The sequence below is a fragment of the Methanolobus tindarius DSM 2278 genome, from assembly GCF_000504205.1.
In the GTDB taxonomy this organism is placed as follows: Archaea; Halobacteriota; Methanosarcinia; order Methanosarcinales; family Methanosarcinaceae; genus Methanolobus; species Methanolobus tindarius.
This window is the reverse complement of record NZ_AZAJ01000001.1, coordinates 1,830,713-1,847,482: the sequence shown is the minus strand read 5'-3', so window position 1 is coordinate 1,847,482 and position 16,770 is coordinate 1,830,713. Positions and strand designations below refer to the sequence as shown.

Annotated in this window: 17 protein-coding genes, 1 tRNA gene and 1 rRNA gene; 8 read left to right on the top strand and 11 right to left on the bottom strand. The window is 40.4% G+C overall.

The window, feature by feature from the left end:
• Positions 1-2: 2 nt before the first annotated feature.
• Entirely contained in the window at positions 3-752 is a 750-nt protein-coding gene (locus METTI_RS08910) for a proteasome assembly chaperone family protein (RefSeq protein ID WP_023845485.1), read from the bottom strand.
• Between the two features lie 167 nt (positions 753-919).
• Positions 920-2,203 (bottom strand): PAS domain-containing sensor histidine kinase, encoded by a 1,284-nt coding sequence (locus tag METTI_RS15150; protein ID WP_169729107.1) that lies wholly within the window; start codon positions 2,201-2,203, stop codon positions 920-922.
• 496 nt (positions 2,204-2,699) lie between these two features.
• Between METTI_RS15150 and METTI_RS08900 the strand changes: the two genes are divergently transcribed.
• The 4 genes from METTI_RS08900 (at position 2,700) to METTI_RS08885 (ending at position 4,852) form a co-directional block, all read left to right on the top strand.
• Positions 2,700-3,068 (top strand): transposase, encoded by a 369-nt coding sequence (locus METTI_RS08900; RefSeq protein WP_048135209.1) that lies wholly within the window; start codon positions 2,700-2,702, stop codon positions 3,066-3,068.
• Positions 3,065-3,514, top strand: a complete 450-nt coding sequence (locus METTI_RS08895; protein WP_084323981.1) for a transposase — start codon at positions 3,065-3,067, stop codon at positions 3,512-3,514. The genes METTI_RS08900 and METTI_RS08895 overlap by 4 nt, the downstream gene beginning before the upstream one ends.
• Before the next feature lie 191 nt (positions 3,515-3,705).
• Positions 3,706-4,056, top strand: coding sequence for a hypothetical protein (locus tag METTI_RS08890; protein WP_023845483.1), 351 nt, complete (start codon positions 3,706-3,708; stop codon positions 4,054-4,056).
• Between the two features lie 199 nt (positions 4,057-4,255).
• Positions 4,256-4,852, top strand: coding sequence for a pyruvate kinase alpha/beta domain-containing protein (locus tag METTI_RS08885; protein WP_023845482.1), 597 nt, complete (start codon positions 4,256-4,258; stop codon positions 4,850-4,852).
• Between the two features lie 36 nt (positions 4,853-4,888).
• On the opposite strand, the gene METTI_RS15795 is transcribed toward METTI_RS08885, so the two are convergent.
• The 3 genes from METTI_RS15795 to METTI_RS08875 form a co-directional block, all read right to left on the bottom strand.
• A complete protein-coding gene (locus METTI_RS15795) occupies positions 4,889-5,062 on the bottom strand; it encodes a hypothetical protein (protein WP_023845481.1) in 174 nt (57 codons plus the stop codon).
• Between the two features lie 28 nt (positions 5,063-5,090).
• Positions 5,091-5,912: a F420-dependent methylenetetrahydromethanopterin dehydrogenase gene (locus METTI_RS08880; protein ID WP_023845480.1), complete on the bottom strand. Its 822-nt coding sequence runs from the start codon at positions 5,910-5,912 to the stop codon at positions 5,091-5,093.
• A 125-nt stretch (positions 5,913-6,037) separates the two neighbouring features.
• Complete coding sequence (locus tag METTI_RS08875; RefSeq protein WP_281170058.1) at positions 6,038-7,018, bottom strand: ATP-binding protein; 981 nt, start codon at positions 7,016-7,018, stop codon at positions 6,038-6,040.
• A gap of 408 nt (positions 7,019-7,426) precedes the next feature.
• Between METTI_RS08875 and serB the strand changes: the two genes are divergently transcribed.
• Positions 7,427-8,044, top strand: a complete 618-nt coding sequence (serB, locus tag METTI_RS08870) for a phosphoserine phosphatase SerB (protein ID WP_245596102.1) — start codon at positions 7,427-7,429, stop codon at positions 8,042-8,044.
• 66 nt (positions 8,045-8,110) lie between these two features.
• Positions 8,111-8,971 carry a coiled-coil protein gene (locus METTI_RS08865; RefSeq protein WP_023845477.1) on the top strand — a complete coding sequence of 287 codons (861 nt, stop codon included), beginning with the start codon at positions 8,111-8,113 and terminating at the stop codon, positions 8,969-8,971.
• Between the two features lie 142 nt (positions 8,972-9,113).
• Here the strand turns inward: METTI_RS08865 and METTI_RS08860 are convergent, their stop codons facing one another.
• From METTI_RS08860 to tgtA, 4 genes are all read right to left on the bottom strand, one after another.
• The gene (locus tag METTI_RS08860; protein WP_023845476.1) at positions 9,114-10,259 is read right to left on the bottom strand and encodes a radical SAM/SPASM domain-containing protein; all 1,146 of its coding nucleotides are present in this window, start codon (positions 10,257-10,259) and stop codon (positions 9,114-9,116) included.
• Between the two features lie 2 nt (positions 10,260-10,261).
• Entirely contained in the window at positions 10,262-11,419 is a 1,158-nt protein-coding gene (locus METTI_RS08855; protein WP_023845475.1) for an NAD(P)/FAD-dependent oxidoreductase, read from the bottom strand.
• A 49-nt stretch (positions 11,420-11,468) separates the two neighbouring features.
• Positions 11,469-12,413, bottom strand: coding sequence for a UbiA prenyltransferase family protein (locus tag METTI_RS08850; RefSeq protein ID WP_023845474.1), 945 nt, complete (start codon positions 12,411-12,413; stop codon positions 11,469-11,471).
• 154 nt (positions 12,414-12,567) lie between these two features.
• Complete coding sequence (gene tgtA, locus METTI_RS08845; RefSeq protein WP_023845473.1) at positions 12,568-14,037, bottom strand: tRNA guanosine(15) transglycosylase TgtA; 1,470 nt, start codon at positions 14,035-14,037, stop codon at positions 12,568-12,570.
• A gap of 136 nt (positions 14,038-14,173) precedes the next feature.
• On the opposite strand from tgtA, the gene METTI_RS08840 reads away from it, so the two are divergent.
• Both METTI_RS08840 and METTI_RS08835 read left to right on the top strand, forming a co-directional pair.
• Positions 14,174-15,631 carry a TrkH family potassium uptake protein gene (locus METTI_RS08840; protein WP_023845472.1) on the top strand — a complete coding sequence of 486 codons (1,458 nt, stop codon included), beginning with the start codon at positions 14,174-14,176 and terminating at the stop codon, positions 15,629-15,631.
• Positions 15,628-16,287 (top strand): potassium channel family protein, encoded by a 660-nt coding sequence (locus tag METTI_RS08835; protein ID WP_023845471.1) that lies wholly within the window; start codon positions 15,628-15,630, stop codon positions 16,285-16,287. The genes METTI_RS08840 and METTI_RS08835 overlap by 4 nt, the downstream gene beginning before the upstream one ends.
• A gap of 190 nt (positions 16,288-16,477) precedes the next feature.
• Here METTI_RS08835 and rrf read toward each other — a convergent pair.
• Positions 16,478-16,599: ribosomal RNA gene (gene rrf / locus METTI_RS08830) — 5S ribosomal RNA — on the bottom strand.
• Positions 16,600-16,626: 27 nt separating this feature from the next.
• Positions 16,627-16,698 (bottom strand) — tRNA-Cys (locus METTI_RS08825).
• Between the last annotated feature and the right edge of the window lie 72 nt (positions 16,699-16,770).

Sequence of the window (16,770 nt, the reverse complement as noted above, 5' to 3'; positions counted from 1 at the left end):
TATCACCCGTACATTGGGAACTCTTTTCTTCCACCTGCAGTGGGTTGTTCGGTTGTCCTTACATCCTCAGCGAGTCTCTGCATCTCTATTTCGATCTTCTCTGCCTGTTCTATGAGACCTTCTGTGTTGATACCATAGTCGTAAAGAAGATTCAGGACATCAATTACTACTGCTGCTGCCCTTGGGTCAGGGTTCTGACTCATGGTTGAACCGAGCAGACTTATTGCCGGCACTTCACGTACGAGACATTCTCCCATGATGCTGCCGGAAATTCCTGAGATTGTTCCCATCTGGAATAATTCGACTTTTTCCTTTATTCTCTCCAGCATGTCCATGTTGGTGGCTGCACCGAACACTTTGTGTTCCTCGCTCATGGTTGCAATTCCTGCAAGGGATACGATTTCTTTCACATTGATGGACTGAGCCCATGTGAGAAGTGCTTTGCTTATATCGTATGCAACTACAGGATTGATTGGAATGTCAGATACCACCATTACCATGCCATGCTCTGTGCTTTCGTAAATCCTGACTGGCATGTTGATAAGCCCTTCATAGAGAACTGCTATCGGTGGAAAATGCCTGGAATCTATGGAACCGACATATTCCATCTTAAGTTCATCTATTATCTGCTGACTGGCAATATTACCAACTAAACCTATACCCGGAAATCCCTCAATAAGTACCGGATTTTCAGTCTGAATCTCTGTAGTTATGATCTTTACATTATTATCGTCATAATCTGTTTCAGCCAAACGATCACCTTTTAAAATACAACTTAGTAAACTCCCTGATTAATATAAGATTCCGATTATAGATAAGAGCATCGTTTGTAAGCATAATAAAACAGAAAGATAGAAAGCATTAAGTTCCCACCAGGATTTAAATTTAGCCGATTTTCAGGTTATAGAAAAGATCTGAATTAATTTCCAATCCTGAAATAACCAGGAGGAACTTTCATTTCAAATCTGACACCTTCACCAAAAGCCCCGGTTTCACGGATGTCCAAATTAGTTATTTCCAGTATTTCTCTACAAAAAAATAAGCCCATACCGGTATTTTTACCATATCCTCTTTCAAATATCTGATCTTTTTCAGATTCCGGAACACCAACGCCATCATCCTGATATACTATTTTGAGGTATTCATCTGAGTGCTCGCATGAAAGAGAAATTACTTTTACATCACCACCATGTCTCAATGAATTCTCAATTAAATTGAACAGAAGTTTCTCCAGCATTACATCTGCATAGATCAATGTTCCAGAGTCAGGGCGGTTCAATTCAATTCCATCGATCGAATTACGAATATCATTTGAATCCAGTAGAACAGCAATATCCTGCCATTTTGGCTCTTGCATCCCAATGTTCTGATATTGTCCTGTGAAAGATATAAGATCAAAAATCAGATCAGCACTTACAACGATATGTTCTGCCATTTCCTGCTGTTTAGGCTGTTCTAATTCCCTGGCCAGAAGTTGTCCAAAACCACGTACAATATGAACCCTGTTAAGTATATCATGGCGAGTTATCTGAGTTAAAAGATTTAGTTTCCGGTGAGATTCCTTTAATGCATGCTCAACCTTTCTCAAAGATGTGAGATCATAAATTAATCCGCTTAATCTACTAGGATTTGAATTGTCACATGAAGTAGTTGCATGAACCAGCAAGAATCTCATTCCATTTTCAGGATGGTGGAAAGTAACCTCAACAGTCAGATCTTCTTCAATCACATTCGTATTACACAAGTTCCCAAGATTTGAAACATCATCAATATCAATACCAAATGACTGACATATGCTTTTAAGTTGTTTTTGAGATTCAATTGGTGACCCGTATAATTTATCGAGTGCGTCATCCCAGAATAGATCCCCGGTTTCCAGATCAAGATCCCATACATATGCTTTTGCAGATTTGACCGCATGAGAATAGCGTTCTGCAAACTCCTGTGCCTTCAGCCTTGAAAATTCAATTTCACTGTTCATTCTCTGTCCATTCAGCAAAAGAAATACTATAGTCGTGCCGAGAGAGATAATCAGATCTACAAACACGAGAATGTTGTTGAAAAATGATAATGTTAACAAATCTCTGGTTAGTGGTGCAATCCACCACTCAAGCAACCTTCCAAAAAGAACCAGAATAAAAAGCATATAAAGGGATGCAAATAGCCTGGAAAATAGCATCTCTTCAGGACTACTTCGAGTCAAAAGAACATACACTGATATAGATAATATAAGAATTGCCAATACTGTGAGTATGATAGTACGAATCAGAGGACTATCAATATACTCTGTGAAAAAGTAAAATACCAATGCCAAAGGAAAAAATAGCAAATATACATCCCTACGAAAAGCAGGAACCTGAAAATAAAGTTTCAGACTTTCTAATTTGAGAAACACACTAAGAATTACAAATGTATTTGCCAGCACAATTGTTATTAAATCAGGAGCATTGCCTCTAAGTGAATAAAATATATGAGCAATTAATAATGAAAAAATACCAAGTGTCCATTTGAGAAAACCAGGATAAGTTTTCTGATTTTTCCAATACATGAACATGACTAATACAAGAAAAAGCTCAACTGCAATTGTACAAACAAATACGGTTCTCAGATCAATCATTAAAAAATGGTGCTAGTTATTACTATGAACCCATATCAAAACTATAAATACTATCTCTCTGAATGTTATTATGGGGATATGAATGGAATTCAGAGAAATCTCTGATGATCAATGGAAATTTATTAAGCCACATTTACCACCACAACCAATAACCGGAAGAAAGAGGGCTGATGACCGTAAGGTCATCAATGGTATTCTCTTTGTTCTGATAACTGGTTGCAGATGGGGAGATATGCCAGCTATTTATGGTTCCCAGGCAACTGCCTGGAGAAGGCTGAAAAGATGGTCAGAGGAAGGTATATGGAACAGGATAATGGAATCCCTTCGGGATTCCGCTTACCAGAATGGTAAGTTCTCTATGGATGTTGTATGTGTTGATAGCAGTTTCATTGAAACTAAAAAAGGGGAGAAGACTCCACATACAACGGTCATAAAAAAAGGAAAGGCATAAAGATTCATGTTTGTGTAAGTTGTGACGGTTTTCCATTGACGATCCAAATTGCTTCTGGAAAGGAACATGATAGTCAACAATTTATCAAGATCATGGAAAGTATCAAGGTTAAGACTGATAGAAAACCAAGAACAAGACCATTAGAAGTACTTGCAGATTCAGCTTATGATAATGTTGCTATACGGAAGTATCTAAGATCCAGAGCTATAAAAAGTAACATTCCAGTCAACAGCAGGAATGAAAAACACAGAAAAAGAGGAAGACCTACAAGATTCGAGTATGAGTCATATCATAAAAGAGGAACTATAGAACGATTCTTTGCATGGTTGAAGATGGGATTCAGGAAAATAGCAAGTAGGTATGAAAGACTGAATATTGTTTTCAAAGGGTTATTAGATATTGCATGCTTCTTGTTATGCTGGAAAAAGATAGGGGAAAGGTTTTGAAATAGGCTCTATATATAATCTCTGATATACATATATACGCAATCAATGGATAATATACTGAGATATCTACATTATTGAGCAAGGAATCATCCAATTCCATATCACAAAGTCACGAAGGCGATAACATGGAAAAACAATCACATACTTTAACGATTTCGGAAAGTTAAACACGGAAGTGGTCATGAAATTATTTGCAAGGAGTTGATGAAATAACGACATATACAGCATACGGAGGCCTTTATAGAGGCAAGGACGAAAAGAACTTTACCTACTCTTCAGGACCATTCCTGAAATTAAAGGCGGACACAAACAAGATTACAATAAAAGGAATCCTGACAAGAGTGGAAATCAGGAAGGAAAACGTTGTGGTCATCAGAAGACATAAGAAGATTAGGAAACAAGACGATTCCGTACAGACACATGTTGGTTTTTTGATAGAGCACAACAAAATGAATGAGAAACCTTACATAGCATTCATACCATCATTTGGAAAGAAAATTTTCGAAAACCTGAAAAGTCTTGGGTATAATGTTGTCGATTAAATAAGACACATCAAAACTACTTTTTTACTTTTTGAGACCGCAGGTAAAATTCATCTCTCTTAGACAGCACATAAGTAAGTTGTATTTCAGCACATTCCTTTTTGCAGTATAATCACTACCTAGAAATACATTTATATCCAATGATGAGAAGCTTTTTAAGAAATTACTAACGCTATGATAAAATCACAAAGGCGATAACATGGAAAAGACAATCACATACTTTGACGAAGTTGGAAAAGCAAACACTGAAGAGGTCATGAATTTATCTGCAAAAAGAGCAGCAGAGCTTGGGATCAAATACGTTGTGCTGGCAAGCACAAGTGGGGAAACAGCACTTATTGCCGCAGAAGCATTCAAAGGACAGGACGTAAAGATAATAGCAATCACACACCAGTACGGACTCAAGGAACCTGGAAAGTGGGAAGTCGATGAGGACAAACTTGCAAAACTCAATGAACTTGGAGTTGTAATGACAACACAGTCACACATGTTCTCAGGTGTTGAGCGTGCAATCCAGAAGCGTATTGGCGGTGCCAGCCGTGCTGATGTCATATCCGACACATTAAGAGCAGTATTTGGAAAAGGATTCAAGGTCGCTATTGAAAGTGCAATGATGGCAGCAGACTCTGGTCACATACCAGTGGACAAGGACACAGAGATAATAGCAATTGGCGGAACCAGATGGGGAGCTGATGTATCAGTAGTCCTCAGAGCCGCACATTCCTTTGATTTCTTCGGCAACCAGGTAAGAGAAATCATTGCAATGCCAAGAGCCAAGGAAGAGCCAAAACAATAACAAAATCAGGTTTTAAAATCAGTTATTTAATGGGAACTAATTCCCACTCTTATTTTTAACATCATCTTCGTCTTTTTCAGATTCACTGTTTTCTTCTTCAACTTTTGATTGCATATTCATGTACAAAGTTGACTTCATGAAATAGGCAGTAAGAAGAACAAATGCAACAAAGAGAGCAATACCGATCAGTATCGCAGAAAGAGTATCCATAAAAAAAAGAAAAGTACCTTAGAGGTACTTACTGTGGCTTCTCGTAGAGAGCTGTCTTTGTCATCAGATTGCCCTTCTTGGAGTGTGGCTGCCTGAAGACACTGTCGTTTGCTTTCTCAATCTCTCTTGCTTCGATTGCCAGCTGTGCTGCTGCGCGCATCATCTCGTGACCTGCTGCAGTTGTAAGTGTAACCTGCTCGATCTCCTTCATCATGAAGCATGCTGGGAAGTTGATCTTTGCGACCATGTCAGCCATGTGCAGAGCTGCGAGACCCTTTGCCTTTGCGTATGGGTTGTTGAATCCTGCTCTCTCGATGCACTTCTCTGGCTTTGCGAGGATGTGTGGAAGCTCAAGTTCCTTACCTTCATCTGCCATTGCAGCGAGTTTGTCGAGTTCTTCCTGAATAAGTCTTACAACACCACAGGTTGAAAGGACTTTCATTGCATCTGAGTTGAATGATGCCATCTCTACAGGGTCAAGGAATTCTGTCTTTGCACCGATGAGTGGGTCAACGGTCATAATGATGTAACCAAAGCCAGCTTCTTCAAGTGCTGCACGGTCGTCCTTCTTTGTTGGACCGTCTGAGATAACAACACATGGAACGTCCTTGTATATCTCACGAGCTGCGGTTGGGCCTGGTGCGCTTGAGTTTGGGCTGATCATAACGTAGAAGTCAGCATCGAATTTTTTGAGTTCTTCTGTTGCTGCTGCCTCGTCTTTACCCATTTTAGGACCGGTTCCGAATACACGGACGGTAATTCCTTCTCTTGCTGCGATCTCGTCCTGTACAAGGTCGATGACCTGGCTCATACCTAAGTTACCTAGCTTTATGAATCCAATCTTTGCCATGTAAAATCACAGTAGTGCAATGGGCAGTGTAGCATATATTACTTTTGGAATGACACCGCTACAATCCAAAAATGAATAAATATACCAGAAATAAAGTTAAAAATGAGAGAATATGAATGGGAACACTAATCTGTTTTTACTTTATTGAGGCGTACCCAGAATGTGCTGCCAGGTTCAGGAGAATTGCTTTCCACGCCAACTTCCCCATTATGAAGAGTAACAATTTTGTGGACGATTGCAAGTCCAAGACCTGTTCCCTTGATTCCACGTTTCTTTACTTTATTCAGTCTTGAAAAGCGGGTGAAGATAAGGTCCCTGTCGGTTTCCGGAATACCAATACCATTGTCTTTCACAGTAATTTTCCATTTATCCCCTTCGTCACAGATATTCACATCCATATGGCTGCCCTTTGGACTGTATTTGATAGAATTGGATATAAGATTTGAAAATACCTGACCTATTACAGGATTTACCATCGAAGGACAGGAACTTTCAGTTTCCAGGCTCATAGTCATGTTATTTCCCTCCAGTTTCGAAGCAAAACTATCCGTAACCTCCCTAAGAATTAAAGCCAGGTCATGTACTGAAAAGTCAAGTTCATCAACGGAATCCAGCTTTGCAAATTCTGCAGCTTTATCGATCATTGAAATGAGATTACTATTGCTCTTATGAATATTGGAAAGCATTGACCGTTTAGTGCAATCATCCTCACATTCAAGCAGAACAGAGACAAAGCCATCTACCTGAGAAGCAGGATTCAAAAGGTCATGACGCATTATATCTGCAAACAACTCTTTGAGTTCATTAGAATGCTGTAATTCCCGGGATTTGACTTCAAGTTCCTTTACAAGTTCCCTGAAAGCAAGTCCATAAGCCACCATGACCTCTACAAGAGGAACTGAGACAAGCAATGCACATTGCATAATATCTTTTGAGGAAAGATTGCCTGTTAGCTTCCTTACCGTCCTCTCATGCATTTCAACAATCTCATCAGGTGGGACACCATATCTTACAAATTCAGAACCAAGATCTCTTGACCTTAGAAGATATTTTTCATCATGTGAGGAAACATAACCCTGTAGTATTCCATAATATCTCTCATTGATGTTTGATCCGATAATGATGCATCACCTCTTTAATTATTCCAGTACAGTCATACCTCGATCATATACCTGTAGCGTTTTACCTGCCAGCTACCGTGTATCCTGCTATCCGCAGATAGACCCTGAACCATATCACTTATACACTGAAATAATAACATATATATTCTGAATAGCTTAATTTGCAATATAATATATAAACTAATATTACTCCAATCTTTGATATCCCCGGTAACTTTCAGAAAATAGAAATGCTGTCAAATACATCTATCGAAAACCTTAAAAGCAATGTAACTTATCTCACATCAATCTCGGCACTTAAATACTGTTTCAATACGGGATTCAAATTCCAGGTTTGATGAAGTGAGTCGTACCAGCAATAATTCTGATAGGATAAAGTTAATAGTTTTTGATATGGACAGCACCCTTATTGATGCTGAAACCATTGACGAGCTAGCAGAAGCCGCAGGAGTGGGAGACGAAGTAGCCGCCATAACTGAAAGAGCAATGCATGGGGAACTTGACTTTTCCGAAGCTCTTCAGCAAAGAGTCAGGCTTCTTAAAGGACTGTCACTTGAAAGTGCAAATGAGGCTCTTGCCAAAATGCCTTTCATGCCAGGTGCGAAAGAACTGGTTTCTTACCTGAAATCCCGAGGTTATAAAACCGCAATGATCTCAGGCGGCTTTACAATAGCTGCTGACCGTGTTGGAGAGACACTGGGAATGGATCATGTGGTTTCAAACGAGCTTCTTACGGATAATGGTTGTCTTACAGGAGAGGTTAGAGGTCCGCTGACAGATCAAGGCTCTAAAGAGTTTGTTCTGGAAGAGATTTCTGGAAAATATGGGATAAAACCTGATGAATGTATAGTAGTTGGCGATGGTGCCAATGACATATGTATATTCAAAAAGGCAAAATATGCCATTGCATTTAATTCCAAACCTATCCTGCGTGAACATGCCAATATTGTCATTACAGAGAAGAATCTTGAGGCAGTAATACCGGTTGTCCAGTCACTGGACAGCGAGTGATGCCAAGTATCGTGCATTAGAGATGCATGAAATGCCAGCTTTTTTGCTGGACCGGGAGGATAATAAGTGATTAAAGAACTGAACGAAAAGAAGACAGAGCTTAAGAACCTGTCTGAAGAATATAAGAAGAAACGTAACGAACTCAACGCAGAAGCAAGTACACTCGCAGCAAAGCGTAATGAGCTGAACAAAAAGACTAAAGACCTTATCAATGAAGCACAGGAATACAAGGTGCTCCGTGACGAGAACAACGAGAAGGTAAAGGAAAACAAAGCACTCCGTGATGAGGTCAACAACAAGGCTAACGAAGTATTTGCCAAGATAGACCAGATACGCAATGAAAACAACCTTGGTGGTCCTTCTATCAAAGATATCCGCAAGGAGATCGACAGGCTGGAATTTGCACAGCAGACAGAAGTCCTTACAACCAACAAGGAAAGAGAGCTGGTCAATAAAATTACTGAACTCCAGAAACAGTATGTTGTAAAGAAACAGCAGCTTGAAAGCAACGATGAGCTCAAGAACCTGCTGACTGAAGCACAGGAGATCAGGGACGAGGCATCCACCTATCACACTACACTTTCAGAATACGCACAGAAGGCACAGGAATATCACGACAAGATGATCACCACCTTCAAAGAGGCTGACAAGGTCCGTGCAGAATCTGATGCTGCTCACAAAGAATTCGTTCACTTCCAGGAAAAGGCTGATGAACAGCACAAACTTTTCATCACAGCCCAGAAAGAAATCCGTGATATCGACAAGGAACTCCGCAAACTCAAGAAGGGAGATGTCGATGGTAAGAAAGAGGCTTCAAGGGCAGAGGCGCGCAAGGATGCAGAAGACATCTTTGACAAGTTCAAGTCCGGCGAAAAGCTCACCATGGAGAATCTGATGGCAATCCAGAGATCTGGAGTCCTGAAATAATCAAATTTAAGAGGGTGACTTTTTCACCCTTTTTTCAACTGTTTTTTATCAATAAATTCTAATTGTAATTTACAATTAATCCATAAGTAAAAAGATGCTTAAATCAGAGACGAAGGTCTGAAAGATTAAAAAAGAAAGCACCTCAGCGCTCAAGACCAAGATGATTAATCCTGAATGAAGAATCACGCATCAGACATGGACCAGAGCAGAATACAGGATCAGTGTATATCTTTTTCCATATGGATGCAAGACTTTCTTCGTGAACATTACCATATGGTTTTGGCATGCATGCGCATGGAAGTACATTCCCTTCCGGAGTAACATGGAGCCATTTTCTTCCTGCAAAACATCCCATTTTCCTGATAATCTGAGGAATCGGGAATACACGAGGACCTTCTGCATGGGATGTTCTTTCAACAAAATCATCGAATTTTTTGATATGTTCCGGAGTAATTACTTCCCCCTCATGGCCTTGCCACCTGCCTGTTGGAACGATCTCATAGAAAGATAATTCGTGTACTCCAAGTTCCTTTGCAAGCTCATAGAAATCGTCAAGTTCATCAACGTTGCGTGGTGAAAGAACTACATAAATTCCAACCAGCAGGCCTGCATCAAGTCCATTTTTAAGAGCATTTACAGCTTCCTTAAAAACACCCGGTCTGCCACGCATATAGTCGTGTCCTTCTTCATTAGCACTGTCAAAGCTCACACTTAGCATGGAAAGACCTGCATTTTTGAGACTCTTTGCACGCTCAGGAGTCATTCCAACACCTGATGTAAAAAGACCTGGTATTGCACGTGACTGGTCTACATAGCTGATAAGATCTTCAAGGCCATCGTAAAGAAGTGGTTCGCCTCCATCAAAAATAATAAGCGTGGTACCAAGGTCGATTGTCTGGTCAATAACACTTTTCACAGTATCTGGATCCAGCCTTGCTTTATTCTTAGTGTCAGGAAGAGCGCAGTGAAGACACCTGTTCGGACATTCTTCCGTAATTGAAATTGTAATTTGTTCAGGAACATATTTTCCCCTCATGGCCTTCATCTGGCTTGAAACAAGCCTGTCAAAAGCCTTGCTTGGAATTGGAGGCATCCATGTTGAATAGATGAGTTTATCCTTTTCAACCTTGGATGGTTTTGTATCCTCGAATATTTCCATCATATCCGCTATAAAAGAACCCATAATAGATGATGCAATACCTGAGGTCTTCATCCTTACCCGGTTGTTTTCAACCTGGGCATATACCTTGAAAACCGGATTCTTATAGAAATAATATTTTGGTTTCATCACTATTTGTTCCTGAAAACTGCCCTGTATGATAATATAGAAGATGGATTATTTTTCAGTATCATCTTTGATACCTGTAACGCCTGGTTAAAAGGTGTTCCGCTAAGAACTTTCAAATCCTCACCTTCAAAGACTTCCATCATCCCATCGATTTCCTTGTCAGTCATCTTCCTGAGAGTTTCCATGGCGAATCTTCCAAGATGGTATTCCGTCCTGTAAGCTGCATTCCAGCGTCTTTGGTATTCGGACAGGAAGTTTTTCGATGTGTTACCCTTTGCTATAGCATCTGCTGCAACATCACCGCACATCTGTCCTGCATGCATTCCATAGCCAATTCCGGACTGTGCTGCTGAACCGCCGACTATCATCACGCCGTCAGCCACAAGCTCACCGGGAATTGCAACAATAGGATCGCCACCGGTGGATTTGCTTATGATCTTTACGTCATCAAGACCTTTGAGTTCCTTGAACTTTTCAAGCCATGCATCGAAAAAGTCTGAAACATCTGTACCATGCCTGCGCACATACATTCCAAGTGTAGCTCTGTTGCCACCACAAGGAGAATATGTGGATTTCCACCCAGGAGCATGGTTTCCTACATAATATTCAAAGTAATCCGGTTCACCGATGCCTTCTGCCTCAATCTCAGCCTCAAGTGACCAGGCAATATCCTGAGTGTGTTTAATTGGCTTCATACCAAGAAGTGCAGCGACCCTTGAGTTGATTCCATCAGAAACAATGACGAGTTTACACTTAATCTTGCCTTTTGATGTGCTTACAATGAAGCCATCATCATTTTTGAGAACATTGAGAACTTCAATACCGAAGCGAACATCTGCACCTGCATCTTTGGCCTGCTTAATATAGAATTCATCGAACTTCTTCCTGTCAAGGAAATAAGCATCTCCTTCAAAAATCACATTCTTCCCGGAAGGTGCGATGATATAGGCACCTTTGAGGTTCTTAACTACATAACTCTGGTCTACTTCTTCCCCTGTCCTGTCAAACATTCCTTTGAAAAATGTGTTTGCAGGATGAGTGGGCACTCCCACTGCTTCCTTTTTATCCAGGAGAATAACTTTGCAGCCTTTTGCCGATGCATTTCTGGCTGCCATGACTCCCGCAGGGGAAGCTCCTATTACTATGATATCTGCATCCATTTTGAACCTCTTAGTTGCTAATCTAACAAAGCTACCAAAAATATAAGAATTACCATAAGATTCCGGAATAAGCCGGTACGAGTATGCAAAGTATTACATCGAGTATGAGAGAACCAAACATTATTCCTCTGTATCTTGAGCCCTGAAGGAAAAGTCTTCCCCCACGCTCTTCTGTTGGGTTCTTTATGAAATCAAATGATTGGATGAGCATCCACCCGCCTGCAAGCAGTGCACCTGCAAAGTATATAGGACCGATCTCTGCAGTAATTCCAATTGCAACGGAAGCAATAACACCTACTGTCCACATGAATGTAACGAATTTTGATGTTGCAGGAATACCGAATGTCACCGGGAATGTTGGTGCTCCTCTGGCCCTGTCACCTTCTACATCCCTTGCCACACCTGAGAGTGTGAATCCCCAGTCTGTGAAACACATCATCAGACCAAGGAATATCGCAGGAAGTGGAAGTATTGAACCGTAATCAGGTGTTTTCAGGAACCCTGCGGGATCAAAAGCAAGCCATATACCAATGGGCACAAGTCCGTATGCAATTCCCACAGGAACAAAACTCAAAAATGTCATTCTTTTTGCGAGTTTTGAGTATATACTGATGGTTACAACAGCAATCACAAGAACCACAAATGATTCTGGATTAAGATAAAGAGCGGCTGCACTGGCAACTAAAAATAAGAGTCCTGCATACTTCAGGGCCTGATTCCTTTTGAGTTTATTAGCTACAAGCGGCCTATCTGGCAGATTTATGGCATCGATATCAATATCGCAGCAATCGTTGTAAACATATGAACTGGTGATTGCCGCATACCCACCAATCACAGCTATGATGAACGGTATTAGTCCGGGAAAACCACCGGTAACCAGATAAGATGCAAGTAAAGCGCTGGCTGCAGGCAGGGCTAAGTCCATGTCAGATATTTCCGGCCTTAACATCTCAAGATAAGGATTTCGTGTTTTAGAGCCTGAAGTGGAAACCAAGTATATCACCTGATAGATTATAGCACCTAATTCCCTGTATTATATATTAGTATTAGGGTTGGTGAATCAAATAGACTCAAATTCGGGTTTAAAGAATGGAAAAAAGTGATATGAATATCTTAAAAAGAGATATTCAGAAACAGATTGTCAAAATTTATTCGCTCTTCGGTGGAACTACTGTTACGTTGTCCATCTTGCTAAGTTTCTCAACCAGAGGATGGACAAAACTTTCTCTCATCAGGAAAGTGTAGGTTGCCTCAGGATTCAACTCAATCAGCTTTATAGTATTAAGGAAAGCAGTTTCCAGGGATTCATAGTCAGGAGTCCTTACAACTTCTGCATTGAAAGGATACACCTCTGCAAGATCCTGCGGATAGGAACCAAACGGTGCTTTGAACACCATGACATTATCGTACTCTTTGTCCTTCTTTGTTGGATATGGCCTGATAAGCACTGAACCTTTGATGGTGAGTCTTTCAAGCTGTTTGGTGAAACGAAGAACCTCAGGTCTCTTTGCAGATTCAGGACCGCAATAGAAGAAAGTGGACTTAGATGAAGGATCGCATTCTTCCAGCCATGAGGAATAATTGGTCATTTGCTTTAAGGCTTCCAGCATTCTTGGGTGTGAACGGCAGCGCTGTTCTACAAGTTCCAGAAGGTTTCCTTCCCAGATAGCCTGCTTGACCTCGCGCATTTCCTCAAATGTAACATAGAGATTGTGTCTTGCCAGAAGTTCAGTGCAGTTGTGAGCTTTTTTAAGCTCCTCTGCTGTGTGTGCCATACATACAGGACAGGAACACGGCAGGTACTTGAGCTTGTCTATATGATAGGTGCCTCTTGAAGTGATGTAACGTCTATCTTTTGCATAAAGTGCATAGGCTGCAGAATCAAAAAGATCACATCCAAGAGCAACAGCAAGTGCAAACATCATTGGATGACCGGCACCGAAAAGGTGAACAGGTGCTACCGGGTCCAGACCTTTTTTGGCTGAAGCGATTACATCCACAAGGTCTGAATAGCGATAAGCTTCCATGAGTGGAACTACTGCACCAAATGGATAAACATCAAAACCGACATCTGAAAGTTCACGGGCACAATCTTCACGAAGGTCTTTGTAAGTAGCACCCTGAACAGGACCGGCAAGGAGCATACCGCCTTCTTTCACAAGTCCTCTTGCTTCCTTGAGACGCTCTATTGTGATATCCATATCTTCCTTTGCTTTCTCATAAGTGACATCAGGATGTGTTGGAATATCCAGAGGAACACCGATATCAGTTCCTATCTTTTGCTGGAAATTGATAATTTCCTGATTTGTGACTTCAACTTCTCCATATACTGATAACTGGAAAGAACCCGAGTCGGTCATGATTGGACCGTCATAATCGAGTAATGCATGCAAACCGTCTTTGAGAGCTTTTTCCCTTAACTCGTCTTTACGGTAGATAATATAGGAATTAGTAATAAGGATCTCAGCACCAAAATCCTTCATTTCGGAAGGTTTTATGGTCTGGATATTTGGATTGATAACAGGCATTACGGTAGGAGTTTCCACCACACCGTGCGGCGTTGTGAGTTTGCCGATACGGCCTGCCGCATCCTTGTGTATAATATCGAATTGTGACATGAGTTCCTAGATGAAGTTAAGATATATTTAAGCTTCCTCTGGGAAGGTCGTTATAAGTTCCAAATCAAAACGGATAAAGTGGAACTTGCAATTACTTACTACATAATATATAATGAGTCAGGCATCATTATACTATATGTACGAACTACATACCCCTGTTCATATCAAGGCTGTAGCCAAGTACATGGGTTATTATCTTCTGGCTTTTTCATTTGTTCTTGTTGTTCCGATGATTGTAGCAATCATATTTCATAATTTCCAGGCTACAGGATATTATGGAGTTACTGCAATAGCTGCTTTTGTTCTGGGTTCCTTCATTTACCGCACTCTACCGGACTATGAGCTTGAAACAAAAGAGGCACTGATCATTGTAGCTCTGGTATTCCCTATTTCTGCATTCTTAAGCGCCATACCTATGTCACTGTCAACGGGCATGCCGTTCTTTGATGCTTACTTTGAAAGTGTCTCTGCCGTTACTACAACCGGACTCAGTGTTGCTCCTGCTGACGTCGGTCCTGTTTTTTTCTTTGCACGCTCATGGGGGCAATGGGTTGGAGGTATAGGAATTATCCTGATTGTGCTTTCAGTCCTGATTAGGCCAGGAACGACGGCTTTCAGGATGTATAAAGCCAATTATGGAGACATGAAAATAAAACCAACTGTAATATCAACAACCCGTACACTTGGCAAGGTTTACGTTGTCATAACACTTGTTTCCATAGTATTGCTGCTACTCAGTGGAATGTCACTTTTTGATTCAATTTGTCACGCCTTCTGCTGCGTATCAACGGGTGGATTTTCAACACAAACTGCCAGTATAGGTGCTTACAATGGAAATTTGATACCCACTGCCATTAGTATTTCGTGTATACTAGGAGCTATTAGTTTCGTACTCTACCCATATCTGTTGAAAAAACCACAGAAGTTTATCAGAGATAAAGAACTGAAATATTTCCTGTCAGTCCTAGTATTTGGTTCAATTGTATTTGCTTTGACATTATCCAGAGAGAATTTTGAATATGCAGCAATCAAAGACAATTTATTCCAGATTATCTCTGCAATTACAACTGCGGGTTTCTCTACTTTTGACCTGTCAATCCTGTCGGAAGCATCAAAGGCAGTACTGATATTTATTATGTGGATAGGAGGCTGTATGGGATCAACTGCTGGTGGAATTAAAGTTTTCAGGCTACTTTTGCTCTTCAAGGTAGTACATAATGTGCTTGTAAGATTATTCCTTCCAAGAGAGACTATTACTCCCATAAAGATAGAAGAACACATAATCGAAAGTGAGGAGATATACAATCTGGTGACATTTATGCTGCTTTACACACTTATACTTGTAGCTTCAGCATTCATATTCATGCTTTATGGAGTGGATACCATTACATCTGTTTTTGAAGCATCAAGTGCACTTAGCACAGTAGGGCTTTCTGCAGGAGCCACCAGTGCTGCAATGCCAGCAATGCTAAAAGCAGTACTTATTGTTGATATGTTGTTTGGCAGAATTGAAATCATACCATTGATACTGCTGTTTATGCCGGGAACATGGATTAAAAGAAAAAGGAAAACTAAGAGGATTGTGAGAACATGAGAGTTATCGTTGTAGGTGCGGGTTCACTTGGGATACTTCTGACAAAGAATATGATCGATCAGGGAAAAGAAGTCATACTTATTGAGAAAGATGAAACAATAGCTAAAGAACTTGCTGAAACTCTTGATTGTACTGTAATAAATGCAGAGGGTACAAGACCTGATATTCTGGAAAAAGCGGATCTTCCCAGTGCTGATGCTATTGTTGCCTGTACCAGTAATGATCAGAACAATATCCTTATTGGTTTAATTGCCAGGGATGCAAAAGTTGGGAAGATTATACTGAAAATAGACGATAAACAATTTATGGATGTTGCCAATAAGCTTGGATTTTACTATATGATTAATCCTTCAAGCATTTCATCCAGATACATTGCAGATGTGCTTAGAGGAATTAACACTATGGAGCTGAGTAATCTGGTACGCTCAGAAGTTAGGTTTATGGGAATTGTGGCAACTGAAAGTGTGATTGATAAAAAATTGTCGGAGATAACGTTGCCTGATGATAGTGCATTCATTGGAATTTACCGAAAGAGTGATTTCATCCTTGCAGAAAAAGATCCAAAACTCAGGGAAAAGGATGAAGTTATTATTGTTACAAAAGCAGATTTTATTCCTGATGTAAACGAAGCAATGGGTAGAAATGTGGATAATTAATTATTCAAACATATTTTTTATTACCACTCTGTGCGGCGCTTTGCGCCGTACATTATTGATTTTCATGATAAATAAAATAAGAAGAATCAATCATTTTAGATTACCAAAATAAACAGCCAAAACTGTAAGTTTAGTCATTTGTAATAGAAAGGAATTGTAGAAAATAGAATTTAGAAATCATGTGTGAGTGAGATGGCAGCGTTCCATATTTCCCAAAGACTCTCATACTTTAGTACAGTATAGAACGCAGGCGGGCTTATCTTCTGTGTTCGGGATGGGTACAGGAATTGCCCCGCCGCTATGGCCGCCAAACTCACTCACGATGAACGATAAAGTTTAAGCCAAGATCCGGATTCGAACCGGAATGGAATCGCTCTGCAGGCGATTGCGTAGCCGCTCCGCCATCTTGGCAATGAGCGATACATGGATGGAACCATTGTATAAATACTTTATCAATGAATCGTGAATACTCTCATACACATA